Here is a 23,402-nt window from a genome sequence, read left to right as displayed (position 1 = left end):
CGCACGTCACCGCCGACCTGCACGGAACTTACCAGTCCGGCCGATCCGCGCACAGACGTTCGAGAACGAAATCCCGCCTTCCGGATCCTCCAGCCTTGCGCGGCAAGGGCATTGACGGCCCATTGGTCTACGCCACCTCGGGCTTACCACCCACCAACTGGTAAGCCTGAAGACCCACCGCGATCCTGCCCGCCCCCGTCGAACCCCTCCGCACCGGAGGTGCCTCACCCGTCGATTCGGCCGAACTGCTCCGTCGGACGCAGGCTCGCCCGCCTCCGGACCAGCGCCCCGGTCGCCGCATCCGCGCCATCCGCCAGGGCGAGGGAGCGGAGGCAGTTCCGCAGCAGCTCGACGTGTTCCCCGGTCGGGCTGAGGGCGTGCAGCTTCCGGGCGACCTCGACCGCGCGCGAACGCGACGACGACGCGCCCGCGGCGTCCTCCACCCGGTCGAGCAGCTCCGCCTGGGCCCGGAGCACCGTCACCAGGTTCCTGGCACTGCCGCCGAAGTCCCGGCGGGCCTGCTCGGTGCGGATCTCCACCGCCTCCCGGACGTCCCGCACGGCCTCGGCGATCAACCCCAGCTCCGCGAGCGCCTCGGCTCGGTTGTGCAGTGCTCCGGCCAGCTCCACGTCGGGCCGGGCCGCATCTCCGGCAGTGAGCGAGCGTCCGATCCCGATGGCCCGATCCGCCACGGAGAGCCGCTCCTGCGGGGGCAGTTCGCGGCCGGCGAGGTTGGCCAGGCTCCAGCCGAGCGCCGCCACCAGCCCGCTCTCCGCACCGCCGTCCCCACCGCCCTCCGCGAGCAGCGCCTCGAACTCCGCCACCGCCTCCCGGGTGGCCCGTTCCGCCTCCGCGTCCCGGTCCAGCCGCTGGAGGACGAAGCCCTTGTTGTCCAGCATGACGGCAAGCACGTACCTGGCCCGCAGGTCACCGGCCTCCTCGGCCACCCGCACGCGCAGGAGCGCCACGGCCGCCTCGATCTCCGCCAGCCCCTCCTCGTCGTGACCACCGTTGATCATCCGGAAGGCGAGCCAGTGGTGCGCCTCGACGCGCTGGTCGGGCGCGGAGGCCAGCGCGAGCACGACCGTCCGCAGCTTCCGGGCCAGGACGGCCGCGCCCAGGTCGATCTCCGGACGCCTCCAGGGCAGTGCGAGGGCCACCCGCACGAGCAACGCCGGGTCCAGGCCCTTGAGTTCACCGAGGGTGGCCAGCGCCGCGCTGCTCGCCGCTCCCATCAGCTCCGGATCGGCCATCAGGACGGGAGCCAGCTGACGGGCGGCCAGGTGTCTCCACCTGAGGGCCGCCGCCGTCACCACCTCCAGCACCGGACGGGCCCAGGCGGGCACCTCCGCCGAGGCACTGCCGCCCGGACGGGCCAGCAACCGCACGCAGACCCGGTCCGCCCATGGCTGGGTGAGGCGGCGCCGGACTCCGCCCCCCGGCACCGTGAGTCCGATCAGGTCCTCGCCCAGGCGGTCGGGGCGCAGCGGGGCGAGCTCGGTGAACTCGTCCTCCGACGGGTAGGCCACGGCGTGGTCCCGGAGCACCTCCCGAGCCTCCCGGTCCGTCTCCGCGACTCCGGCCGCCCGCAGTGCCGCGACGGCGTCCTCGTGCCCGGCTCCCTGGACCAAGGTGGCGACCACCACCGCCCGTGCCATCGTGCCGTCGTCGAGGGAGATCGCCCCGGCCTCCCGGAGCCGCCGCCAGTGGTCCCGTTCGCGGTCGAGTAGGTCGGCGGAGAGCCCGGCCTCGTCGTGCTCGGTCTCCTGACAACCGGTCAGCCGCTGGTAGACCGAGGCCAAGGCCTCCATGTGCACCGCGAGCACCAGCCCGAAGCGTCCGTCCCGGAGCCGGGCCGGGACCGTCTCCGGGTCGTGCAACCGCACACCGAGCGCCTTCGCGTACGCCGTGCGTGCCGCCACGTACATCTCGGCGCGGTCGTCCGTTCCGGCCGGCAGCCCGGCCAGGCGGTCCGGATCGGCCACCGCGTAGCCGAACCGCCGCAGGGCATGGACGTGCCGGTACCAGAAGACCTCCGAGCGGGCGATCAGCAGCACCCGCAGCAACCCGCCCTCTGCCACGACGAGTTGCTCCAGCAGTGACTCCAGGTCGTGGCCCGGCCAGCGGTCCGCGTAGTCGACCACCACCAGCGCCTTCCGGCCGGTCGGCCCCGGGAGCACCGCGACACGGCCCTCCGCCCCGCCGGGGCGCCACCTGGCGCGCCAGACCGTCCAGCCCGCCGGGCTGAGCTCGGCCAGGCGTGCCGCGAGCCGGCTCTTTCCCTGCCCTCCCGGGCCCACCAGCAGCCGTACGGCCGCCGGGTCGGCGTGCTCGGCATCCCGCCATTCGGCCAGCCGTCGGTGGGCGGGTTCCCGTCCGACGAACGGGACTTGGCGGCTGCCCTCGGCGAGCAGGGCGCTCGGGCTCCAGTTCAGGTCCGGCTCCGCCGCCGTCGCGCTCGTCGCCCAGGGCACGAGCCAGGTCGGGCCGGGCGGAGGCGCCCTGCGCTCGCGGTCCTCCAGGACGGCCGTCAACCGGTCCAGCCGGTCACGCCAGAGCTGCTCGTCGGTGAGCGACCTGGGGATCGGCGCACCGTGGTCAGCGGCGTACTTCTGGCAGGCCCTCAGGTAGCTCAGCACCAGGCCGAGGTCGGGCGGCCGGTGGAAGGAACCGTTCAGCACCGGGCTCAGCGTCGAAGCGGGCGGCCCACCGATCTTCGCCAGCTTGCTGAGGCTCGGCCCGCCGGCCCGGGCCCGGACCTCCTGGAGCACCTGACCGAAGGCCTTCTCGTCCACGCCCGCTCCCTCCCGGCCGGGCCCGTTCGAAGATCGTCCCCGAACAGGCCCCGCGCACGCCGCTGACCTGCACCGACCTGCGGCCCGTCCGGATTCCTTCGCCGACCGGCTCCCCGGTGCGCCCCGGGTCGAAGATACCGGCATCGCCGGCCGGCGCCCTGCCCGTACTCTCCGCGAAGGACGCTCCCATGCGCCGCTACACCCGTCACCTCCTGCTGGTCGTCACGGCCGCCGCGATCGGCGGCCTCGCCGACGGCGCCGCGAAGGCGGTGGCCGACTGGCTCCTCTCCTGACCGCACGTCACCCCGCTCCCTCCTGACCGCACGTCACCCCGCACGCCGGATCGGCCGGGCAGCCTCGCGCTGCCCGGCCTTTCCGGCGTTCGCGGCCGGTCGCTGCCGACCGCCTACCCCGGGTGGACCAACTCGCGTGACCGGTGCGGGCGGTGGGCGTTGGGCAGGGACCGTCGTCGTCCGATCGGCCTAGGAGAACCCGTGCGCAGGACCGTCCTTCTCGTCACCGCCGTGCTCGTCGCCGCGCTGCCCGCGGCGGCCTCCGCGGCCGGCCCCCGGGGCATGCTGCAGCAGCAGAGCATCGCGCTGGACGCCCACGCCGGGGACGGTTCGGTCGGCGGCATCGCCCGGCTGACCGTCACCAAGGAGAGCGGCGGCTTCCGGCTGCGTGGCTACGTGGAGTCCACCAAGGGCTGCGTGGAACTGAAGGTGGTCAACATGCACCTGGGCAGCTACCTCGGCGGTGACACCGTCGAGAAGGCCTGCAAGCAGGGGGTCCAGGAGCGGGTGAACTCCTGGACCCGGCACACCGACGTGGTGCTCTCCGCGATCGTCGACCACGGCCCGGACTGGGACTCCTCGATCGTCACCCTCACCGGCCGCCCCTGAACTCTCCGACCAGAGGCGGTCAGTAGCCGATCTCGACCACCGCCCGGTGGGTGGCCGGGTCGTCCAGGGCGGCCAGCAGGTAGTGGGCGAGGTCGGCGCGGGAGATCCGGCCCGGGCGGGGCAGGCGGGTGGCGACGGCCGTCCGGTAGTGGCCTGTGAACGGCCCGTCGGTGAGCATCGGCGGCCGGACAACCGTCCAGTCCGGCTCGGGTGCCGCCGCCAGGGCAGCCTCCATCGCGGCCATGTCGGCGTAGGCGTGGCGGTAACGGGGCTGCACCGCGAGGCGGATGACGAGCCGTTGGTACCACGGGACGTCCGGCTCGGGGTCGAGCCCGGCCGAGGAGAGGCAGAGCAGCCGGGGCACGCCGTGCTCCCGCATGGCGGCCACCAGGTTCGCCGTGCCCCGCGAGTACACCTGGGTCGGGCCCCGGCCGTCGGTGGCACCCAGGCAGGAGACCACCGCGTTCTGTCCGGCCAATGCCGACCGCCAGCCGGCCGCCGGTGCCAGGACGTCGCCCGTCACCACCCGGGCGGCTCCGACGACCGCGGGCGTCAGACGGGACGGGTCGCGGACGAGGACAGTGACCTGGTGACCCGCCGTCAGGGCCTGGGCCAGCACCTGGGTGCCCGTTCCGCCGGTGGCGCCGGCCAGCAGCAGCTTCACCGCTCCACCGCCGTGCCGGCCAGGGCCTCGACCACGGCCACCGCGACCGCCCGCTGTCCGTCCGGGGTGAGGTGGAGGCCGTCCTCGGCCTGCCGCCCCTCGGTGGCGGCCCGGACGTCGACCACCGGGTCCGGGAGTCCGGCCAGGTGGCCGGCGAGCGAGGCGACGTCCTCGGTCCGCCAGGTGATCGCCGCCTGGTGGAACGGCGGGTGGGCGGCGATCCGTTCCTCGTCCACCGCGCTCGGGGTGATCCACCACCAGGGTACCTGTGGCAGGGAGTTGCGCAGTTCTCGCAGGTTGCGCCCGGTCTCCTCGGCGCTCACCAGCCGGGCCCAGGACGGGCCGCCGCGGCGCAGGTCGTTGGCGCCCAGCATGCAGAGCACCGCGTCCGGCACGCCCGCCGACGCCAGCCAGGGGGCCCGGCCGAGCGCCTCGGTGGTGGTGCGGCCGGAGACCGCGAGGTTGTCCAACTCCACGCCCACGGGCAGCAGATGGCGCAGGATCTCGCACCAGGACAGCCGGTCGGCGGTGGTGCTCTCACCGATCACCAGCACCCGCTGCCCGGGCCGGAACGGCAGGACGGCCACCCTCGCCGCGAAAGCCGGATCGGCCGTCAACTCGGCCGCGGTGCCCCTGGCCTGCTCCTCGAAGCGCACGAGCAGGCCCTCGTAGACGGCGGGCTCCAGCCCGAACAGCGCCGCCAGCGCGGCCGGGCCGGGCCGCCCCAGGTACGGCAGGGCCCGCTCGGGCTGCTGGTACCGCACCAGCCGCTCGGCCGGCCCGGCGGCCTGCCCGGCGGCACCCGGCGGACGGCCCGCGCCCCCATCCCCGGCCACCGCCCCGTCAACTTCCTTGCGTCCCATGGTCGTCATCCCTTCGCTCCGCGCTCGTTCGCCCGCGTCCGCCGCTTCGGCAGCAGGAACCCGACCGCGACCAGCCAGGCCAGCGCGGTGAACCGGGCCAGCGGCAGCACCGGCGCGACGCCGTCCGCCAGCAGGACCAGCATCGAGTGCTCCGCCAGTACCGCGATCACCAGCCCGGCCACCGCGAGCCACCTCGGCAGCAGACCGGCGAGCAGGCCCGGCACGGCCAGGCCCGCCACCAGCAGGCCGAGCGGCGCGACGTGGGCCGGACCGCCGGCGGCGAAGGCCGCGTAGTCGAGGGCGCGGAGCAGGGCCGGTGCCTCCGCGACCTCGGGGCGGGAGAGCACCCAGAGGGTGAGGCCCGAGCAGGCCAGGAAGGCCGAGGCCAGGATGCCGCCGGCCAGCGCGATGGTCGCTCCGGGGGCGCGGACGCCGAGGCGGTGCAGCCGGGCGGAGACCGTGGCGGCGTAGACGGCGAGCGGGACGGAGGCGGCCAGTTGGAGGGCACCCATCACGCGGACCGCCTGGCCGTGGTCGCGGAAGTAGGCCACCAGCGCGTCCGTCTCCCCGAACGGGGAGGGGAAGGTGGCGCCGTCGGCCAGCAGGGTGCCGAGCACCAGGGCGGCGAGGAAGAGCGCGGTGAAGACCACGGCCAGGATGCCGGGCGGTGGACCGCCCTGCGCCTCCCGTCCGGTCTCCCGCACGGCCTCCCGCCCGGCCCCGTGTTCAACGGGCTGAGTGGACATCAGTTCCCCCAGGTGAATAGTTCACAGCAGAGAATCGTTTTCTGGGCAGTACGATAACCCCGTGAGCACCCACCGGCAACCGCCCCCGGCCCCGACCAACCCCGCCTTCCTGCTCGCCCAGGTCGGCGGCCACGCCGCCGCGCGCTTCGCCGAACGGACCGCCGAGCTCGGTCTCAACCCGCCCGACGTGGGCCTGCTGCGGATGATCGCGACCCGCCCCGGGCTCAGCCAGCGGGCCCTCGCCGAGCAGCTGGGCGTCGTCCCCAGCCGGGTGGTCGCGCTGATCGACGCCCTGGAGAAGAAGGGCCTGGTCGAGCGCCGCCGCAGCACCGAGGACCGCCGCCACCACGAGCTGCACCTCTCCGCGGTGGGGTTCCAGTCGCTGCACGCCGTCCGCGAGGTGGCCACCGCCCACGAGGCGGACCTGCTGGCCGCCCTCACCCCCGCCCAGCGGGCCCAGCTCGCCGAGCTGCTCACCCTGGTCGCCAACCAGCAGGGCCTCACCCCCGGCGTCCACCCGGGCTACCGCGGCCTGCCCAAGCCCCCGGCCCGCCCGAAGGCCTGACCGCACCCCACCGCGAACCCGCCGCCAATCACCTTCCACCGAAGCGCAGTTGGCTTCACCCTGCCGGAGGGGTTCTCGTCGCGACCCGCTTATTGTACTCTCCGTCTAATAGCGGGCTCGGGGCTCGCGAGGGCGTACGACGGAGGCAGCCATGGCCCGGACCGGTGCGGTGGAACGGACAGTACGGACAGCACAGCTCGAGCTCGCCGACGGCGAGGAGGTGTACCGGCGGCTGCTGGACTCCTCGGCCCGGCTCTCCTACGACCCGTCCGTCGAGATCGACTGGGACGCGCCGCTGCCGGAGGAGCACTACGGGCTCAACCCGGAGTGGAGCACCCTCTACGGCACCCGGCTCTGGGACGAGATGACCGAGCGTCAGCGGGTCACCCTCACCCGGCACGAGGTCTGCTCGATCATGAGCACCGGCATCTGGTTCGAGATGATCCTCCAGCAGATGGTGCTGCGCGACCAGTACCTCAAGAACCCGGGCAGCGCCGAGTTCCGCTTCGCCCTCACCGAGATCGCCGACGAGTGCCGGCACTCCATCATGTTCGCCCGCGCCTGCGAGAAGATGGGCGCCCCGCAGTACAAGCCCAAGCGCGTGCTCGCGGAGGCCGGGCGCCTGTTCAAGGCCACCGCCCGGGGTGAGATGGCCTACGGCGGCATCCTGGTCGCCGAGGAGGTGCTGGACGTGATGCAGCGCGACTGGATGCGCGGCGAGAACGTCCTCGACATCGTCCGCGGCACCTCCCGGATCCACGTGGTGGAGGAGTCCCGCCACATGAAGTTCGCCCGCCAGGAGATCCGCGAACGGCTGTACGGCGCGGGCCCGTTGCGCCGCCGGCTAGCGGCGGGCGGGATCGCCACCGCCGCGTTCGTGATCGTCTCCAGCATGGTCAACAAGGGCGTCTACGCCGCCGCCGGGCTGGACCCCGTCCGGGCGGTCGCGGAGGCGCGGGGCAACCAGCACCGCAAGGCGATGATGCGCACCAGCTCCGCCCACCTGATGGCCTTCCTGGCCGACAACGGCCTGCTCACCGACCGCGCCGTGGCCCTCTACCGCCGGGTCGACATGCTCTGAGCCACCGTCAGCATCAGCAGCAGCCACCCCCACGACTCCCAGCACCGAGGACCCCACCCGGCCATGGCCTACGCGATCACCCGTTCCTGCTGCAACGACGCCACCTGCGTCGCGGTCTGCCCCGTCAACTGCATCCACCCCACCCCCGACGAGCCCGACTTCGGCCGCACCGACCTGCTCTACATCGACCCCGAGGCGTGCATCGACTGCGGCGCCTGCGCCGACGCCTGCCCGGTCGAGGCGATCCGGCCGACCGACGAACTCACCGGCCCGGACACGGTGTTCGTCGAACTGAACCGCCGTTACTACGAGGAGAACCCCACCGACCACGCCTGGGGCGCGCCCTCCTTCCCGCGCAGCCTGCCCGCCCGGGCCGAGCCGCTGCGGATCGCCATCGTCGGCACCGGCCCGGCCGCCTCGTACACCGCGCAGGAGCTGCTGCGCTCCACCGACGCCCAGCTCACCGTGCTGGACCGACGCGCCGTCAGCGGCGGACTGCTCCGGCTCGGCGTCGCCCCCGACCACACCACCACCCGGCGGATCGCGGGCCACCTCGCGCAGGTCTACCGGCACCCCCGGCTGCGGCTGCACCTCTCCACCGAGATCGGCCGCCACCTCACGCACGCCGAACTCGCCGCCCACCACCACGCGGTGGTCTACGCGACCGGCGCCGACGGCGACCGCCGCCTGGGCCTGCCGGGCGAGGAGCTGCCCGGCAGCCTGCCCGCCACCACCGTGGTCGGCTGGTACAACGGCGACCCGGAGGTCTCGGCCGACGCCGTCCCGCTCACCGCCGAACGCGCCGTCGTCGTCGGCAACGGCAACGTCGCCCTCGACATCACCCGCATCCTGCTCCAGGCCCCGGACGGCCTGGCGGGCACCGAGATCGCCGCCCACGCGCTGACCGCGCTGCGCGGCAGCAAGGTGCGCGAGGTGGTCCTGCTGGCCCGCCGCGGCCCCGAGCACGCCGCCTGGACCGCGCCCGAGTTCCTCGCTCTTCGTCAACTCCCCGGCGTAGAGCTCGTGTTGGCGGAGGACCGGGCCACCCTGGCCACCGTCGCGGCGGCCCTGCCCGGCGAGAAGGCCGCACTGCTCGCCGGACTGCCGACCGTCCCGGCCGACGCACCGCCACCGCCCGCGGGCACCCGCCGGATCACCCTGCGCTTCCACACCACCCCGGCCGCCCTCACCGGCGGGCAGCGGGTGGAGGGGATCGAGGTCCGGACCACCGGCTCCGACGGCCCCGTCACCACCCTCCCGGCCGGCCTGGTGATCCGCTCCATCGGCCACCGGGGCACCCCCGTCCCTGGCCTGCCGCACGACGGGCGCACCGGGACCGTCCCCAACCGGCTGGGCCGCGTCACCGACCCGGCGACCGGCCGGGCCCTACCGGGCACCTACGTGGTCGGCTGGGCCAAGCGCGGCCCCGTCGGCGGCATCGGCAGCAACCGGGGCTGCGCGCAGGAGACCGTCGCCGCCCTGCTGGACGACGCCACCGCCCGCACCCTCCCCTCCCCCTCGGGCACCGGCGCCGACTTCGGCCGCCTGATCCGCCAACGGGCCCACCGGTAACGGGATCTGACGCCCGCTCACCCCACAGGGGAACTCCGCGCGACGTCTGCGCCGAACGGGTGTCACCAGGTGTGGCGGGAGCCGGGCGGAGGTAGGGGGCCGCCATGACCTCCAGCTCCCCCGACCCCCACCCCGCCCCTCGGCCCGCCTCCCCCTCCGACCTGAGCCCCGCACCGGCCCCCGCCCCCGCCCCCACTCCGGCGGAGCTGGCGGGCCGCCGGGGCTACCGCCCGCGCTTCCTGGGCCCCGAGGTGCCGCTGCCGCTGCCGGTCGATCCCGGCATCGGCACGGTGGTGCTGCGCTACACCCACTTCTCGGTGGTCTTCCGCCCGGACCGGCGGATGGCGGCCGCGACCGCCGTGGCGATCGACGGCCACCGGCTGCGCGACCTGCGACGGGAGGACGACCCCTGGCGCTTCGACCCCCGGATCCCCGCCGACCAGCAGACCGGTGCCCCGGTCTACGAGCACAACACGCTCGACCGGGGCCACCTGGTCCGTCGGCTCGACCCGGTCTGGGGCGGGGAGGCCGAGGCACTCCAGGCCAACGACGACACCTTCTACCTCACCAACGCCGCGCCGCAGTCGGAGGAGTTCAACCGGGGCAAGCTGCTCTGGCTCGGCCTGGAGAGCTACCTGCTGGACCACGCCGCCGACTCCGAGCGCAAGCTGGTGGTGCTGAGCGGCCCGGTGCTGCGGGTGTCCGATCCGCCGTACCGGGGCGTACGCATTCCGCTGAGCTTCTGGAAGGTGACCGCCTTCCTCACCGAGGACGGCGAACTGGCCTCCACCGCCTACCTGTTGGACCAGAGCCCGGACCTCGCCACGGCCGGCCCGGCGCTGGCCGCCGCCGAGGCGGCCGGAGCCGTGCCGCCGCTCGGCGCGTTCCGGACCTTCCAGACCCCGGTGTCCGACATCGCCGCCCTCACCGGCCTGGACCTCGGGCCGCTGCCCGGCGCCGACCGCCTACGCCCCGGCCCGGTGCCCGAGGGCGCCCCGCCGCAGCACCGCTGGACGGAGCTCTCCGAGCTGGACCAGATCGTGTTCTGACGGCCGGTCGGCGGTCCGGGCCCCTCGGCGCACGTCCTGTCAGAGCACGTCGTCCAGCTCGCGCAGCAGCCGCGCCTTGGCCCGGGCACCGACCACCGACTTCACCGGCTCACCGTTGCGGAAGACCATCATGGTGGGCATCGACAGCACGCTGTAGGCGGCCTGGGTCTCCGGATTGCTGTCCACGTCGAGCTGGACCACCCGCAGGGTGCCGGCCCGCTCGGCGGCGATCTCCGCCAGCACCGGGGCGACCATCCGGCAGGGCGGGCACCAGTCGGCGGTGAACTTGACCAGGACCGGCAGGTCGGCCGCGAGCACCTCGGCGGCGAAGGTCTCGTCGGTGACCGAGGTCAGCTGAGCACTCATCGGATGGGCCCTCCTTCGGGCGGGTTGGGGATCCGTTCGGGATCCGTCAGGGATGGTGCGGAACGAGCTCGCAGGAGGGCCCGGCCTCGGCCGCCTCCCCGGCGAGCCGCGCCATGTCCTCCTCCGCGCGCAGGAGTTGGGCCCCGACCTGGTCGCGGACCTGCCGCAGCCGGTCGATGCACTCGTCCAGCTCGGCCAGCTTGGCCCGGTAGACCTGGAGCGAGGCCGGGCAGGAGTCCCCGGCCGGGTGGCCGGCCCGCAGGCACTCCACGAACGGCCGGGTGTCCTCCAGCTCGAAGCCGAAGTCCTGGAGCATCCGGATCTGCCGCAGCAGCCGCAGGTCCTCCTCGTCGTAGCTGCGGTAGCCGTTGACGCTCCGGCGCGCGGGCAGCAGTCCGCGCGACTCGTAGTAGCGCAGGGTGCGCGTGGTCGTGTTGGCCCGTGCCGCGAGTTCGCCGATCCGCATGCCCTGACGGTAGACCTTGCCCCCGACGTCAACGCCAGCCCCTTCCCCCGGGCCCGCGCACCGGCCGGAAATCCGGCGTACCCGCACCCGGCCGGAGGTAGGGTCGGGGCCATGGCGGAGGATGTGCAGAGCGTACGGGTGGACAGCTGGATCTGGTCGGTACGGCTGACCAAGACCCGCTCCATGGCCGGTGCGGCCTGCCGGGCCGGGCACGTCAAGGTCAACGACGAGCGGGCCAAGCCCGCCCAGGTGGTCCGCGAGGGCGACGTGGTGCGGCTCTTCCACGACGGCCGGGAGCGGGTGGTGACGGTCCGGAAGCTGATCCGCAAGCGGGTCGGCGCCGAGGTCGCCGTCGACTGCTACCGGGACGACAGCCCGCCGCCCCCGACCCGCGAGGCGGCCGCCGAGCTCGGCCTCCGCGACCGCGGCACCGGCCGCCCGACCAAGCGCGACCGCCGCGAGCTGGAGCGCCTGCGCGGGCTCTGAGCTGGATGGCCGGAGGGGCCCGAGGGCGTGGGCGACAATGGTGCGATGTCCCGACGCCGCAAGCCCGCGCCCGCACCCCGCCCCGCCGCTCCCGTCCTCCGCGGCACCGTCCCCTGCCCGTGCGGGCGGGCGGCCGCGTACGGCGAGTGCTGCGGGCCGCTGCACCGGGGCGAGAAGACCGCCGCCACCGCCGAGCAGCTGATGCGCTCGCGCTACAGCGCCTTCGCCGTGCACGACGAGCCGTACCTGCTGCGCAGCTGGGCCGCCGCCACCCGCCCGGGGTCGCTGGACTTCGACCCGGGCCTGGTCTGGGAGCGGCTGGAGGTGCTGGCCACCACCGAGGGCGGGGCCTTCCACACCGAGGGCACCGTCACCTTCCGGGCGCACTACCGCGACGGCGGCGAGGAGGGCTCGATGCGCGAGCACAGCCGCTTCGTCCGCGAGGACGGCGCCTGGGTCTACCTCGACGCCGAGTAGCGGCAGGGGGCTCCGCCCCAGCCAGGGGGTGGTGGCACTCCGCGCGGCCCGGGGTGCGAGGATGGCGGTCCCGCCCCGTACGGCGGGCCTTTGCGCCGACCGGCCGGCCGCTCACACAGCGGCGGTATCAGGGGCACGGCGAGGCCCGCACCCTGGCAGGCTGCACAACCCCGGCAGCCCGACGGCGGCGGCTCCCCTCACACTTCCCTCCCTCAGGAAGCACCCTCGCCATGCACGTCTGCACCGTGCCCGGCCGCGCCCTCGCGGTCCTGGGCTGCCTGACGCTGGCCGCCTGCGCCAGTACCACCACCGGACAACCGGGGTCCTCCCCCAGCCACCTCCGCTCCCAACTCCCGCGCGCCGTAAGGGATGCGGGCGTCCTGCGGATCGCCTCCGACCTCAACTACCCACCCGTCGACTTCAAGGAGGCGGACGGCACCCCGGCCGGCCTGGACGTGGACCTGGCCCGCCTCCTGGCCTCCCGGCTGGGGCTGCGGACGGAGTTCACCGACATGCCGTTCGAGCAGGTCCTCCCGGCCGTCCGCGAGCACCGGGTCGACCTGGCCATGTCGGCCGTGCTGGACACCCGCCAGCGCCAGCTCGGCCTGGACGACCAGGGCCGCACCGCCGACTCCGGCGTGGACTTCGTCGACTACTTCGTCACCGGCACCTCGATCCTGGTCCGGCAGGGCAACCCGGCCCGGATCGGCTCGCTGGACGACCTGTGCGGCCAGACCGTCGCGCTCCAGCGCGGCACCGTCCAGGACGAGATCGCCCAGCGGCAGACCGCCGCCTGCGCCAAGACCGGCAAGCCGCTGACCATCCGCCGGACGGACAACGACCAGCAGGCCCTGGCCGAGGTGTCCGCCGGGCGGGCCGTCGCCGACCTCAACGACTACCCGGTGGCCGAGTACAACACCCAGGACGGCCAGGGCAAGGGCCGCTTCCAGGTGACGGGCGGTCAGTTCCAGACCAGCCCATACGGGATCACCCTGCCCAAGGACTCCACCGCGCTGCGCGACGTGCTGGCCAAGGTGCTCGACCAGCTGATCCGCGACGGCGAGTACGACAAGGTCCTGGCCCGCTGGAACGTCCCGGCCGGCGGCGTCTCCAGCGCCGTGGTCAACGGCGGCCGCTGACCCGTCGTCCTACCTGGAGACCGGGGCCAGGCCCGTGCAGCCGCGCAGCCCGTCGCGCCGCTTGAGCGACGCGGCGGCCTGTGCCCCGGTCTCCGGCACGGGCACACCCTGCCCGCTGACCTGGGCCGGGGTGAACTCCTCGCCGGCCACCTTGCCCTCGGCCGTGAGGGTCAGGGTGGTCACGCCGGTCTCGTTGGAGTTGGCGTAGCTGGAGGTGCCGTACCAGAGGAAGTTGCCGAAGCCGTACGCCACGTAGGTGGAGCCGAGCATGCCCGCGCCCAGCATGGTGTGGGCGTGGGTGCCGACCACGGCGTTCGCCCCGGCGGCGGAGAGCTTCTTCGCGATCGAGGTCTGCGCGGCGGTCGGGCAGGCCTTCCCCTCCTCCCCCCAGTGCAGGTAGACCAGCACCACCGGGGCCTGCGCCTTGGCCTGGGCCACCGCCTTCAGCAGCGCGGCCTCGTCCAGCGCCGAGGCGATCCCGGGCTTGCCGGCCCCGGCCCGCCACTTCCGGTTGGTCTCCTCGTCGACCTGACTGGCCGCCAGCACCGCGACCTTCACGCCCTTGACCTCCGCCACGTACGGGGCGAAGGCCTCGGTGGCGTCCTTGCCGAAGCCGACCACCGGTATCGGCGAGGAGGCCTTGGCCGCCAGCGTGTCGGTGAGCCCGGGCTGGCCGAAGTCCACGGCGTGGTTGTTGGCGAGCGAGACCACGTCCACCCCCGAGTCCTGGAGCACCTTGAGCGAGCGGGCCGGGGTGCGGAAGGTGTAGGTCTTCACCTCCGGCGCGCCGCGCTCGGTGATCGCGGTCTCCAGGTTCAGCACCGAGAGGTCGGCGTCGGCCAGCTTCTTGGAGATCGCGCCGAGCGCCTGCTCCGGCGCCTTGACGTTCAGCCGCGCCTCGGTCCGCCCCTCGAAGTGCACGTCCCCCGCGAACGCCACCGTGAAGGTCGTCCCGGGCGCGGCCGGAGCGGCGGGCGGGGCCGCCCCGCCGGAGCTCTGCGGAGCGGCGGACGACTTCGTGGAGCCGGGCTCCACGTGGTCACCGCCCGCCGGATGCGGCTCCTCACCGCACCCGGCGACCAGGACCAGGGCGGCCACCAGAGCGGCTGCGGACACGGCACGGCGCATGACGAGAATCCCCCCGAGATCGATACATGAGCACCTGACAGTACGACATGCCCCCACCTCGGGAACACAGTTCCCCCACAAATCCGGACGATCATGTTCCGAATGGCGGCCTGCCATACTGCGCAGGTGCCGAAGAAGCGGAAGCAGAGCGAGACCACCACCCCCACGGAGCCGGACCCGGACCCGGGGTACAGCCACACCCCCTACGAGAACCCGGTCACCGCGCGCACCCTCCTCGACGCCGACGGCGGCCTCTGGCAGCTCGCCCGCGGGCCGCTCGACCCCCGCCGCGCCAAGCGCCTGGCGGCCACCGCGCATGCCATGACCACGAGCGAGATCGAGTACGACGAGGAGCGCGGCCGCTGGCACCACCCCCTCCTGCCCGAGGCCGACCGTCCGGCCGCCTGGCAGGAGGCCCGGGCCCGCTACGGCGCCGACGACCGGCCGTCGCACGTGGCCTACGAGTTCACCTCCGAGGCCGGCCGGGTGCTCCTCTACATCCATACGTACTGCTGAAGGCCTCGGGCTGATCCGGGACGAACCGGTTGATATCCCCCCGATCGGCCGTAGCGCCTTTCGGCCATTGGGCGCAATACCGTGGTCCACGTCACGTAATTAGATCCGTAACGGATCGACTTCTGCTGCGATGAAAGGGGAGGTGTTGTCGCGCGGGACGAGTCCGTACCCGCGCTGTCCCACTCCCCTTGTGAGAGGCTCCTCGTGTCGCTCAGCTCGCCCAGCAGGGTTTCCGTCGCCGAGAAGAAGCGTCCCGTCAAGCGGGCCACCGCCAAGGTGCCGGTGGCCGCGCCGTCGTCCGACGACGGCGGGTGGGAGGACAACGGGGCCCAGGCAGCCGAACCGGAGGAGCAGGAGACCGAGGTCTTCGTGCTCTCCGACGGCGACGAGGACGACGCCCCCGCCCAGCAGGTCGCCACCGCCGGGGCCACGGCCGACCCGGTGAAGGACTACCTGAAGCAGATCGGCAAGGTCCCGCTGCTCAACGCCGAGCAGGAGGTCGAGCTCGCCAAGCGGATCGAGGCCGGCCTGTTCGCCGAGGAGCGGGTCGACACCGACGACTCGATGAGCCCTCAGCTGCGCCGCGAGATGGAGCTGCTGGCGGAGGACGGCCGCCGCGCCAAGAACCACCTGCTGGAGGCCAACCTCCGCCTGGTGGTCTCGCTGGCCAAGCGCTACACCGGCCGCGGCATGCTGTTCCTGGACCTGATCCAGGAGGGGAACGTCGGTCTGATCCGTGCGGTGGAGAAGTTCGACTACACCAAGGGCTTCAAGTTCTCGACCTACGCGACCTGGTGGATCCGTCAGGCCATCACCCGCGCGATGGCCGACCAGGCCCGCACCATCCGCATCCCGGTGCACATGGTCGAGGTCATCAACAAGCTGGCCCGCGTCCAGCGCCAGATGCTCCAGGACCTGGGCCGCGAGCCCACCCCGGAGGAGCTCGGCCGGGAGCTGGACATGACCCCGGAGAAGGTGGTCGAGGTCCAGAAGTACGGCCGCGAGCCGATCTCCCTGCACACCCCGCTCGGCGACGAGGGCGACAGCGAGTTCGGTGACCTGATCGAGGACTCCGAGGCGGTCGTCCCGGCCGACGCGGTCTCCTTCACCCTCCTCCAGGAGCAGCTGCACTCGGTGCTCGACACCCTCGCGGAGCGTGAGGCGGGCGTGGTCTCGATGCGCTTCGGCCTGACGGACGGTCAGCCGAAGACCCTGGACGAGATCGGCAAGGTCTACGGCGTGACCCGCGAGCGGATCCGCCAGATCGAGTCCAAGACCATGTCGAAGCTGCGCCACCCCTCACGCTCACAGGTCCTGCGCGACTACCTGGACTGATCCACGACCCTCAGCCTCCGGAGGGCCCGGCGCGGTACGACCACCGCCCCGGGCCCTCGGCGTGTGGTCCGGCAGCGGAGCCGGAACGGGAGCTGACCACGGGGTATCGTCGCGGGGTCGCACCTGTCGGCCGGCCGGTGCCCATAACGCCGTTGACCTGCTGTATTGACGATCGGAGCGGTATCATGCCGGGAGCCGGGAGCCGGGAGCCGGGAGCCGGGAGCCGGGAGCCGGGAGCCGGGAGCCGGGAGCCGGGAGCCGGGAGCCGGGAGCCGGGAGCCGTCGCGTCTCGTAGTCCGGACGTACTCTTCGTCATCCGCACCGCGACGACCCTGAACCGTCTGCTCGACATCGTGCCGCTCTTCGCCGACGACCACCGCGTCCGCCTCCACTGGACCATCGCCCCCGGCTCCGCCTACGACGACGGCCTCCCCGAGCTGCTGGACCGTCACGACATCCGCGTCACCCCCTGGCCGGAGGCCGTCCACCACCGCTACGGCCTCGCGATCGGCGCCAGCGCCAACGGCGAGCTGCACCGGCTCAGCTCCCCGCTTCTCCTCGTCCCGCACGGCGCCGGCTTCAACAAGCGCCTGGGCAGCGGCGACGCCGCCGCCCCGTCCGGCCTCTCCCCCGAGCAGCTGCTGCACGACGGCGAGGTGGTCCCGGCCGCCATCGGACTCGCCCACCCCGCCCAACTGGCCCGGCTGGCCCGGGTCTGCCCGCCGGCCGCCGAGCGGGCCACCGTGGTCGGGGACCCGTGCCACGACCGGCTCCGGGCCAGCCTGGAGTGGCAGGAGGAGTACCGCCGCGCCTTCGGGCTTCGGGCGGGGCAGCGGCTGGTCGTGGTCTCCTCCACCTGGGGCCCGGCCTCGCTGAGCCACCGTCACCCGGAGCTGCTCACCCGCCTGCTGGCCGAGCTGCCGGTGGACGAGTACCGCGTCGCGCTGGTCCTGCACCCGAACGAGTGGGCCGAGCACGGCGCCTTCGCCCTCCGTCTACGCCAGGCGGGCGCCAGGGCCGCCGGGCTGATCTGCGTGCCGCCGCACGAGGGGTGGCGGGCGGCGCTGGCGGCGGCCGGGGTGCTGATCGGGGACCACGGTTCGGTCGCGCTCTACGCGGCGGCGGCCGGTCTGCCGATCCTGTTCGCCACGGACGGCGGCAGCGAGCTCGACCCGGGCTCACCGATGGCAGAACTCATGGCCACCGCACCCCAGTTGGACCTCACCTCCCCGCTCCTCCCGCAGCTCTCCGGCGACCTCGCCCCGGCCGTGCTGCCACCGGGCGCGTTCGCCGCCGAGGGCAAATCCCTCGCCCTGCTCGCCGAACTGGTCCACCTCCGGCTCGGCCTCACCCCGCCCACCTCCGCACCGCACCCGGAACCGGTCCCGCTCCCCCGCCTCGACACCACACCGGTCCGTCAACTCACCGTCCACACCGCCCTGGTGGAGGAAGCGACGGAGGGGAAGCCCGCCCTGGTCCGGCTGGAACGCCGTCCCTCCCGACTCGCCGAGCTCCACCCCGAGGACGACGCAGCCCACCGCCACCGCCTGGCCGAACTCTCTCCCGAGGCCGGCCGCCTGGCCCAGAGCGCCGCCGTCCTCTCCACCCACGACCCCGCCCACGGCCCCGGCTGGCTCGACCGTGCCCTGGCCCGCTACCCCGCCTGCCGGATCGCGGCCCTCGTCCTGGACCGGCACCGCTGCCTGCTGCGTCTGCGTACCGGCGAGCTGCTCACCACCACGCTCCCCGCCGACACCGATCCCCTGCTCGCCGCCTCGGCCCTGCACCACCTGCTGACGACCGGTCACCCGCTGCCCGGCGCCGTCCGCGTCGAACTCGGCGGCCACCACCACACCGCCACGGTCAAACCGGCCCCGCCGCCCTCAGCCGGCTGACCCCGGCACTAGGCGCCAGACACCCGCCCCCGGGTCGAGCACGGCCGTGAAGTCGGTGTGCCCCGGCCGTTCGCCGAGCCGCCACCGCCACGGCAGCGCCGCCAGCGCGACGGCCACCTCCTCCTCGGAGGCCCGCACCACCCTCCCGTGCCAGTGCGGGTTCTCGCCGATCAGCCGCTCCACCAGCGCGCCGCCCGGCTCCGGGACGGCCACCTGAGACACCCCCGGTTCCCAGGGCGCCCCGGTCGCCTCGCCCAGCGCCGCCCCCGCCGTCAGTGCCAGCAGCCGGCCGAACAGCCGGGCCGGCAGGGCAGCGTCCCGGGTCTCGACCGTCAGGTAGCAGTCGTCGTGCCCGAAGAAGAGCACGCGTGAGCCGGGCAGCCTCGGCAGCAGGGGCTCACCGCCACGGGCCGTGCCGATCACCAGCGCCAGCTCGTCCAAGCCCCCAGGGGTGACACCCGGTTCGACGTCGGCCAGCATCAGCACGTACGGGGACCAACTGCCGCCCAGGAAACGGGGCAGAACGTCCCGGTCAAGCACCAGCAGCTCCTCGCTCAACCCCATGGTGCGGCCGGCCCACTCGCCGATCGCGTGCACCCGGCACGCCGCACCCCGTTCCGCCGCGATCCTGGACGGACTCCACTCGAGGTAGTCCTCGTCCAGGAAACTGGTGGTCGCCAAGTCAGCGACCACCACCGCTCCGTGCGCCGTCGGCAGCAACAGGTCGACCACCTCGGCGGCCGCCGCCGCACTGGCATCGACCTCCCACGTCCCCTCACCCTCCCGGACGCTGAAGCTCAACGGGAAGACCATCCACTCCACCTCGCTCACCGCACTCCCCCTCCTCCGACCGCGCGCTCAACCGTAGCGGGCAGTCAGTTCCGCCCCGATCCTGGCCAGTTCGGCCCTGGCCTGCGGCGGTTCCAGGATCTCGATCCTGGCCCCCAGCCCGGCCAACTGGGCCGCGATCACCTCGGGCGCCGGGCCGTCGATCTCCAACTCCAGCCACCCGTCCGGGAGTTCGCACCGCGACCGGACCCGCCCGGAGCTGAGGCGGTGCAGCAGCGCCTCGGTGCCGGGCTCGGCGCGCACGAGCACGGTGGCGGCGTGCAGGCGCTCCTCCATTCGCGCGGCCAACTCCCGCCAGGCCGTGGCCAGTTCGAAGCCGTCCGGACGGTCGACGGGTACGCCGGTCGGGGCGGCCCCGGTGACGCGGCTGAGGCGGTAGGAGCGCAGGTCCCCGTCGGTGGCCGCGACCAGGTAGCCGACGCCCGCCTTGGTGGCCAGGCCGAGTGGGTGGACGGTGCGTTCGCGCTCGGGCCGCCCGGGGGTGGCGTAGCCGAGGCGGACCTGTTCGCCCTCCACCACGGCCCGTTGGAGCACCTCCAGGTGCGGTTCGGCCGCGGTGACGGGTGCCCGGGACCAGTCGGTCGGGTCGGCCACCCCGCCCCGGGCGGCTGCCTCCGCTCCGGCCCGCTGGGGTGCGGGCAGGGCCTGCACGAGCTTGCGCAGCAGGGTGCGGGCCTCCGGCGAGGCGGCAGCGGGCCCGGCGGTGAGGAAGAGCGAGCGGATCTCGTCCGTGGTCAGGCCGTTGAGGGTGGTGCGGGCCCCGCCGACCAGGGTCCATCCTCCGCCCCTGCCGCGCTGCGAGTACAGCGGCACACCGGAGGCGGCCAGCGCCTCCAGGTCGCGCCGGGCGGTCCGTTCGGAGGTCTCCAGCTCGGCGGCCACCTCCGCCACGGTGACCCGGCCCCGGCGCTGGAGCAGGAGCAGGGTGGCCACCAGTCGATCGGCTCTCATGAGCGGTCATTCTGCTCGCTCCGCGCCGTGACTGTTCGCGAATTGTCGGTGAGGTGGACCCCGCATCGCGCCGGGACGGCTCTGGGGCGCAGGAGTCGTCTGGCAATCGTGTCCGGTTCCAGCCCCCGGCCGCCGACGTCCTGTCGACAGCGGTGGGCAGTTGTGTGGATGCTGACTGTCGTTGTCATATGCCGGATTTGATCGACCAGAGCCTCAGGGAAGGGACCGTCCCCTGGACGCCTCCACGCTCATCACCGGGAACGACTACCGACTCATCGACACCCAGAACGGCAACTCGCTGTCCTACCAGGACTCCATCGCCTGCCACGACACCTACCGGAACCTGTCGTCGTTCTGGACCAGCTGACCGCACCGGCCCGGGAAAGGTTCTGCACCTCGCCGTCAAAGTGGCCAGAAGGTGGCCAGTTTGACGGCGAGGCTGGTCTCATCGCCCCGGACGGACGGGGTGGAGACGAGAGTGGAGCAGAAGATGATCGTGGTGACCGGAGCCACCGGGAACGTCGGCCGGCCGCTGGTGCAGGCCCTGGCCGAGGCCGGTGAGCAGGTGACGGCGGTGTCCCGGAACGCGGCCGAGGGGCTCCCCGCCGGGGTGCTCCACCAGGTGGCCGATCTGGCCGAACCGGCCACGCTGGAGCCGGTGTTGGCGGGTGCCGAGGCGCTCCACCTGCTGATCGCGGGCTCGGGTGCCGAGCTGGACGCGGAGGCGGTGCTCGGGGTGGCGAAGGCGGCGGGGGTGCGGCGGGTGGTGCTCCAGTCCTCGCAGGCGGCGGGCACCCGGCCGGGGCTGGTCTCGCACGACGGCCTGCGGGCCTTCGAGGCGGCGCTGCGCGCCTCCGGCCTGGAGTGGACCGTGCTGCGGCCGGGCGGGTTCGCCTCCAACGCCTACCTCTGGCTGGAGTCGGTGAAGGCCCACCGGACGGTGGCGGCCCCGTTCGGCGAGGTCGGCCTGCCGCTGGTGGACCCGGCGGACATCGCCGCCGTGGCGGCGGCGGTGCTGCGCGACCGGACCGGATCCCACGCCGGCCGCACCTACCAACTGACAGGCCCCGCACGGGTTTCGCCGCGCGAGCAGGCCGAGGCACTGGGCGCGGCGCTCGGTGAGCCGGTCCGCTTCCTCGGGCTGAGCCGGGCCGAGGCCCGCGAGCACCTCTCCCGCTTCCTCCCGGAGGTGGTGGTGGACGGCACCCTGGACATCCTGGGCGAGCCCACCGCCGAGGAGCTGCGGATCAGCCCGGACGTGGAGACCGTGCTCGGCCGGGCCCCGCAGTCCTTCGCCGACTGGGCCCGGCGCCACGCCCCGGCCTTCCGCTGAGCCCGCCCCGGGCAGGTCAGCCCTCCGAGGCCTCCAACTCGTGGAGCCGGGCCAGGAGTTCGGCGGCCCGTGGGCTGCCGGTGGCCTGGTGGATCTGCCAGGCGCGGTCCAGGTGCCCGCGGGCCGCCGCCCGGTCACCGGCGGCCAGGGCGGTCTCGGCGAGCAGTTCCAGCACCGGCGCCTGGTCGGTCGGGGTGTTCCGCTCGGTGAAGACCCGCAGGGCCTGCTCCAGCAGCTCGACGGCCTGCTGGTGCCGGCCCAGCCGCAGCTGCACCCCGCCGAGGCTGGTGGCGATCCGGGCGGTGGTGCGGCGGTCCGTGCCGTCCCCGAGCCGGTACGCGCGCAGCAGCACCTCGGCGGCCGCGTCCCACTGGCCACGTCGGTCCAACACCTGCCCCAGGTGGTGGAGTTGGAGCCGGGTACCGCGCACCTGCCGGAGGTTCTCGTTGATCTGGAGCGACTCCTCGAAGGCGGCCTGGGCCTCGTTCAGCCGTCCCTCGGCCAGCCAAGCCTTCCCGGTGAACTCCAGCACCATCGCGGCGGTCCGCCGGTCCCCGGCCACCCGGGTGGCGGCCAGGGCCGGGCGCAGCTGGGCGTGGGCGGCCTCGAAGTCGCGCAGCTCCCAGTGGGCGCGGGCGAGTTGGGCCCGGTAGCGGGCGAGGAGAAGAAGTTCCTCCTCCCGCTCGGCGGCGGCGATCGCGAGGGTGTAGGCCTCGATCCAGTACTCGTACGGCCGCAGGTCCTCGACCAGCTTCCAGAGCGGTTCGGCCAGCCGGCAGACCATCTGGTCGTCGCCCAGCGACGCGGCGGTGTGCAGGCAGGCCAGCAGGTTGTACCGCTGGGCGCGGAACCACCCGAGCGCGGCCGTGTCGTCGGCGAACTCCAGGTCGGGCCCGGGGCCGGGCGGCAGCGGTTGGAGGTAGCGCAGCCGCTCGCCCATCGCCCGGTCGGCGCGTTCGGCCTGGCGGGCGTACCAGTGGACGGTGCGCTGCCAGGCGGCCGAGCGGCCGATGCCGCTCGGGTCGGCGGCCCTGGCCCGGCGGGCGGCGTGCTCGCGCAGCAGGCTGTGGTAACCGAACCGCCCGGTGGCGGTGTCCTCCTCCAGCAGTCCGGCGTCCACCAGGTCGCCGAGACCGGCCTCGGCGGCCCAGGCGTCCAGGTCGGTGGCGGCCGCGGCCGCGCCGGCGCCGAACCCGCCGCCGGGGTGCTCGGCGAGGGTGCGGTAGAGCAGGGCCGCGTCCTCGGGCAGGGCATGGTAGCTCGTGTCCCAGAGTGCCTCCACGCCCGTGCCTCCGATCAGCCCGCTGCCCGTGCCCGACGAACCGTCCGCGCCCGCCTGACCGCCTCTCAGGCGGTCGACCAGCTCGGCCACCCGGGCCCGCCGCCGGCGGCTGAGCTGCCCGCCGGCCGCCCGCAGCGCGATCGGCAACCCGCCGCACAGTTCGGCCAGTTCGGCCACCGCCTGCTCCTCGGCGGCCGCCCGCTCCGGGCCGATCAGCTCGGCCAGCATCCGGCGGGCGTCGCCGGGCGGCAGCATGCCGAGCGGGACGGCGAGGGCGCCGTTCTGCTCGGCCTCGGCCAGCCGGGCCCGGCTGGTGACGACGGCCGCGCTCTGCTCCCCGGCCGGGAGCAGCAGGGCGAGCTCGTCGTCGTCGTCCACGTCGTCGAGCAGCACCAGCACCCGGCTGCCGGTGGTCCGGGAGCGGAACAGCGCCTGACGCTCCGCCAGGGTGGGCGGCAGCCAGCCGGCGTCCACCCCGAGCGACTCCAGCCAGCCGCCGAGCACGGCCGCGAAGTCCACCGCGCCGTCCTGGCGCAGCCGTCCGAGGTCGGCGTAGAGCTGGCCGTCGGGGAAGCGTTCGCGCATCCGGTGGCCCCAGTGGGCGCCGAGCTCGCTCTTGCCCACGCCGCCGACGCCGCTGAGCACCAGCACCGCCGGGCGCCCGGTACGGGGGCGGCCCAGCTCGGCGGTGCAGCTGGCCTGTTCACCCAGGCGGTCGAAGAACCTGCCCCTGGTGAGCGGGAGTTGGCCGGGCACCGGCCGCTGCGGGCCGCTGACCGTCAGGTGCTCGATCACCTGGGCCTGGATCAGGTGCCCGTCCACCCGGCCGCCGTCCACCCGGTTCACCCCGGCCGCCGTCCGCTCCGCCACCTCGTCGGACTCCGGTCGCTCCGCCACGCCCACCCCTCAAGCCGCCCTGACCGCCAACACTGTAGACGCTCC

Annotated in this window: 22 protein-coding genes and 1 pseudogene; 13 read left to right on the top strand and 10 right to left on the bottom strand. The window is 74.1% G+C overall.

What is annotated here, in order from left to right; all coding sequences use genetic code 11:
• Positions 1–224: 224 nt before the first annotated feature.
• Positions 225–2,795, bottom strand: coding sequence for a hypothetical protein (locus ACZ6ZR_RS01335; protein WP_465638132.1), 2,571 nt, complete (start codon positions 2,793–2,795; stop codon positions 225–227).
• Between the two features lie 494 nt (positions 2,796–3,289).
• Here ACZ6ZR_RS01335 and ACZ6ZR_RS01330 point away from each other — a divergent pair, with 494 nt between their 5' ends.
• Entirely contained in the window at positions 3,290–3,697 is a 408-nt protein-coding gene (locus ACZ6ZR_RS01330) for a hypothetical protein (RefSeq protein ID WP_465638130.1), read from the top strand.
• 19 nt (positions 3,698–3,716) lie between these two features.
• Here the strand turns inward: ACZ6ZR_RS01330 and ACZ6ZR_RS01325 are convergent, their stop codons facing one another.
• From ACZ6ZR_RS01325 to ACZ6ZR_RS01315, 3 genes are read right to left on the bottom strand one after another with little or no spacing between them, the layout of a single operon-like run.
• Positions 3,717–4,361 (bottom strand): NAD(P)-dependent oxidoreductase, encoded by a 645-nt coding sequence (locus ACZ6ZR_RS01325; RefSeq protein WP_465638128.1) that lies wholly within the window; start codon positions 4,359–4,361, stop codon positions 3,717–3,719.
• Positions 4,358–5,233 carry an SGNH/GDSL hydrolase family protein gene (locus tag ACZ6ZR_RS01320; protein WP_465638126.1) on the bottom strand — a complete coding sequence of 292 codons (876 nt, stop codon included), beginning with the start codon at positions 5,231–5,233 and terminating at the stop codon, positions 4,358–4,360. The genes ACZ6ZR_RS01325 and ACZ6ZR_RS01320 overlap by 4 nt, the downstream gene beginning before the upstream one ends.
• On the bottom strand, positions 5,230–5,970 hold the full coding sequence (locus ACZ6ZR_RS01315) for a hypothetical protein (RefSeq protein ID WP_465638124.1): 741 nt from the start codon (positions 5,968–5,970) through the stop codon (positions 5,230–5,232). The genes ACZ6ZR_RS01320 and ACZ6ZR_RS01315 overlap by 4 nt, the downstream gene beginning before the upstream one ends.
• A gap of 61 nt (positions 5,971–6,031) precedes the next feature.
• Between ACZ6ZR_RS01315 and ACZ6ZR_RS01310 the strand changes: the two genes are divergently transcribed.
• The 4 genes from ACZ6ZR_RS01310 (at position 6,032) to ACZ6ZR_RS01295 (ending at position 10,237) form a co-directional block, all read left to right on the top strand.
• On the top strand, positions 6,032–6,535 hold the full coding sequence (locus ACZ6ZR_RS01310) for a MarR family winged helix-turn-helix transcriptional regulator (protein WP_465638122.1): 504 nt from the start codon (positions 6,032–6,034) through the stop codon (positions 6,533–6,535).
• A 151-nt stretch (positions 6,536–6,686) separates the two neighbouring features.
• A complete protein-coding gene (locus ACZ6ZR_RS01305; protein ID WP_465638120.1) occupies positions 6,687–7,616 on the top strand; it encodes an AurF N-oxygenase family protein in 930 nt (309 codons plus the stop codon).
• Positions 7,617–7,679: 63 nt separating this feature from the next.
• Positions 7,680–9,188 (top strand): 4Fe-4S binding protein, encoded by a 1,509-nt coding sequence (locus ACZ6ZR_RS01300; protein WP_465638118.1) that lies wholly within the window; start codon positions 7,680–7,682, stop codon positions 9,186–9,188.
• Positions 9,189–9,292: 104 nt separating this feature from the next.
• On the top strand, positions 9,293–10,237 hold the full coding sequence (locus ACZ6ZR_RS01295; protein ID WP_465638116.1) for a DNA/RNA non-specific endonuclease: 945 nt from the start codon (positions 9,293–9,295) through the stop codon (positions 10,235–10,237).
• Positions 10,238–10,276: 39 nt separating this feature from the next.
• Here the strand turns inward: ACZ6ZR_RS01295 and trxA are convergent, their stop codons facing one another.
• Both trxA and ACZ6ZR_RS01285 read right to left on the bottom strand, forming a co-directional pair.
• Positions 10,277–10,603: a thioredoxin gene (gene trxA / locus ACZ6ZR_RS01290; protein ID WP_345281460.1), complete on the bottom strand. Its 327-nt coding sequence runs from the start codon at positions 10,601–10,603 to the stop codon at positions 10,277–10,279.
• Between the two features lie 46 nt (positions 10,604–10,649).
• Positions 10,650–11,069 carry a MerR family transcriptional regulator gene (locus ACZ6ZR_RS01285; protein ID WP_465638113.1) on the bottom strand — a complete coding sequence of 140 codons (420 nt, stop codon included), beginning with the start codon at positions 11,067–11,069 and terminating at the stop codon, positions 10,650–10,652.
• A 3-nt stretch (positions 11,070–11,072) separates the two neighbouring features.
• Between ACZ6ZR_RS01285 and ACZ6ZR_RS01280 the strand changes: the two genes are divergently transcribed.
• The 3 genes from ACZ6ZR_RS01280 (at position 11,073) to ACZ6ZR_RS01270 (ending at position 13,171) form a co-directional block, all read left to right on the top strand.
• Positions 11,073–11,555 carry an RNA-binding S4 domain-containing protein gene (locus tag ACZ6ZR_RS01280; protein WP_465638490.1) on the top strand — a complete coding sequence of 161 codons (483 nt, stop codon included), beginning with the start codon at positions 11,073–11,075 and terminating at the stop codon, positions 11,553–11,555.
• 45 nt (positions 11,556–11,600) lie between these two features.
• Positions 11,601–12,032 carry a YchJ family protein gene (locus ACZ6ZR_RS01275; protein WP_465638111.1) on the top strand — a complete coding sequence of 144 codons (432 nt, stop codon included), beginning with the start codon at positions 11,601–11,603 and terminating at the stop codon, positions 12,030–12,032.
• A 230-nt stretch (positions 12,033–12,262) separates the two neighbouring features.
• Positions 12,263–13,171, top strand: coding sequence for an ABC transporter substrate-binding protein (locus tag ACZ6ZR_RS01270; protein WP_465638109.1), 909 nt, complete (start codon positions 12,263–12,265; stop codon positions 13,169–13,171).
• A 9-nt stretch (positions 13,172–13,180) separates the two neighbouring features.
• Here ACZ6ZR_RS01270 and ACZ6ZR_RS01265 read toward each other — a convergent pair whose 3' ends face one another.
• Positions 13,181–14,299: a CapA family protein gene (locus ACZ6ZR_RS01265; RefSeq protein ID WP_465638107.1), complete on the bottom strand. Its 1,119-nt coding sequence runs from the start codon at positions 14,297–14,299 to the stop codon at positions 13,181–13,183.
• Between the two features lie 126 nt (positions 14,300–14,425).
• Here ACZ6ZR_RS01265 and ACZ6ZR_RS01260 point away from each other — a divergent pair, with 126 nt between their 5' ends.
• The 3 genes and pseudogenes from ACZ6ZR_RS01260 (at position 14,426) to ACZ6ZR_RS01250 (ending at position 18,045) form a co-directional block, all read left to right on the top strand.
• Complete coding sequence (locus ACZ6ZR_RS01260; protein ID WP_465638106.1) at positions 14,426–14,815, top strand: hypothetical protein; 390 nt, start codon at positions 14,426–14,428, stop codon at positions 14,813–14,815.
• Between the two features lie 258 nt (positions 14,816–15,073).
• Positions 15,074–16,150: pseudogene (locus ACZ6ZR_RS01255) on the top strand (RNA polymerase sigma factor); the annotation flags it as partial.
• Positions 16,151–16,503: 353 nt separating this feature from the next.
• On the top strand, positions 16,504–18,045 hold the full coding sequence (locus ACZ6ZR_RS01250) for a translation initiation factor 2 (RefSeq protein ID WP_465638104.1): 1,542 nt from the start codon (positions 16,504–16,506) through the stop codon (positions 18,043–18,045).
• Here the strand turns inward: ACZ6ZR_RS01250 and ACZ6ZR_RS01245 are convergent.
• Complete coding sequence (locus ACZ6ZR_RS01245; protein WP_465638102.1) at positions 18,034–18,876, bottom strand: hypothetical protein; 843 nt, start codon at positions 18,874–18,876, stop codon at positions 18,034–18,036. The two genes, ACZ6ZR_RS01250 and ACZ6ZR_RS01245, sit on opposite strands and share 12 nt — an antisense overlap.
• 27 nt (positions 18,877–18,903) lie before the next feature.
• Positions 18,904–19,845, bottom strand: a complete 942-nt coding sequence (locus ACZ6ZR_RS01240) for a helix-turn-helix transcriptional regulator (protein WP_465638100.1) — start codon at positions 19,843–19,845, stop codon at positions 18,904–18,906.
• A gap of 181 nt (positions 19,846–20,026) precedes the next feature.
• Between ACZ6ZR_RS01240 and ACZ6ZR_RS01235 the strand changes: the two genes are divergently transcribed.
• Complete coding sequence (locus ACZ6ZR_RS01235; protein ID WP_465638098.1) at positions 20,027–20,212, top strand: hypothetical protein; 186 nt, start codon at positions 20,027–20,029, stop codon at positions 20,210–20,212.
• A 123-nt stretch (positions 20,213–20,335) separates the two neighbouring features.
• Complete coding sequence (locus ACZ6ZR_RS01230) at positions 20,336–21,178, top strand: NAD(P)H-binding protein (RefSeq protein WP_465638488.1); 843 nt, start codon at positions 20,336–20,338, stop codon at positions 21,176–21,178.
• Positions 21,179–21,194: 16 nt separating this feature from the next.
• On the opposite strand, the gene ACZ6ZR_RS01225 is transcribed toward ACZ6ZR_RS01230, so the two are convergent.
• Positions 21,195–23,357: a tetratricopeptide repeat protein gene (locus tag ACZ6ZR_RS01225; RefSeq protein WP_465638096.1), complete on the bottom strand. Its 2,163-nt coding sequence runs from the start codon at positions 23,355–23,357 to the stop codon at positions 21,195–21,197.
• Positions 23,358–23,402: the final 45 nt, after the last annotated feature.

Source organism: Kitasatospora sp. NPDC088742 (assembly GCF_055584905.1).
Note: the sequence above shows the minus strand (reverse complement) of the source record. Positions and strands in the feature narration are given on the sequence as shown.

Bases quoted from the DNA above. Each gene is read 5' to 3' on its own strand.
- ACZ6ZR_RS01295 (WP_465638116.1), top strand. From the start codon at position 9,293: ATGACCTCCAGCTCCCCCGACCCCCACCCCGCCCCTCGGCCCGCCTCC.
- ACZ6ZR_RS01285 (WP_465638113.1), bottom strand. From the start codon at position 11,069: ATGCGGATCGGCGAACTCGCGGCACGGGCCAACACGACCACGCGCACC.
- ACZ6ZR_RS01265 (WP_465638107.1), bottom strand. From the start codon at position 14,299: ATGCGCCGTGCCGTGTCCGCAGCCGCTCTGGTGGCCGCCCTGGTCCTG.
- ACZ6ZR_RS01240 (WP_465638100.1), bottom strand. From the start codon at position 19,845: ATGAGAGCCGATCGACTGGTGGCCACCCTGCTCCTGCTCCAGCGCCGG.
- ACZ6ZR_RS01275 (WP_465638111.1), top strand. From the start codon at position 11,601: ATGTCCCGACGCCGCAAGCCCGCGCCCGCACCCCGCCCCGCCGCTCCC.
- ACZ6ZR_RS01315 (WP_465638124.1), bottom strand. From the start codon at position 5,970: ATGTCCACTCAGCCCGTTGAACACGGGGCCGGGCGGGAGGCCGTGCGG.
- trxA (WP_345281460.1), bottom strand. From the start codon at position 10,603: ATGAGTGCTCAGCTGACCTCGGTCACCGACGAGACCTTCGCCGCCGAG.
- ACZ6ZR_RS01300 (WP_465638118.1), top strand. From the start codon at position 7,680: ATGGCCTACGCGATCACCCGTTCCTGCTGCAACGACGCCACCTGCGTC.
- ACZ6ZR_RS01305 (WP_465638120.1), top strand. From the start codon at position 6,687: ATGGCCCGGACCGGTGCGGTGGAACGGACAGTACGGACAGCACAGCTC.
- ACZ6ZR_RS01320 (WP_465638126.1), bottom strand. From the start codon at position 5,233: ATGACGACCATGGGACGCAAGGAAGTTGACGGGGCGGTGGCCGGGGAT.
- ACZ6ZR_RS01270 (WP_465638109.1), top strand. From the start codon at position 12,263: ATGCACGTCTGCACCGTGCCCGGCCGCGCCCTCGCGGTCCTGGGCTGC.
- ACZ6ZR_RS01230 (WP_465638488.1), top strand. From the start codon at position 20,336: ATGATCGTGGTGACCGGAGCCACCGGGAACGTCGGCCGGCCGCTGGTG.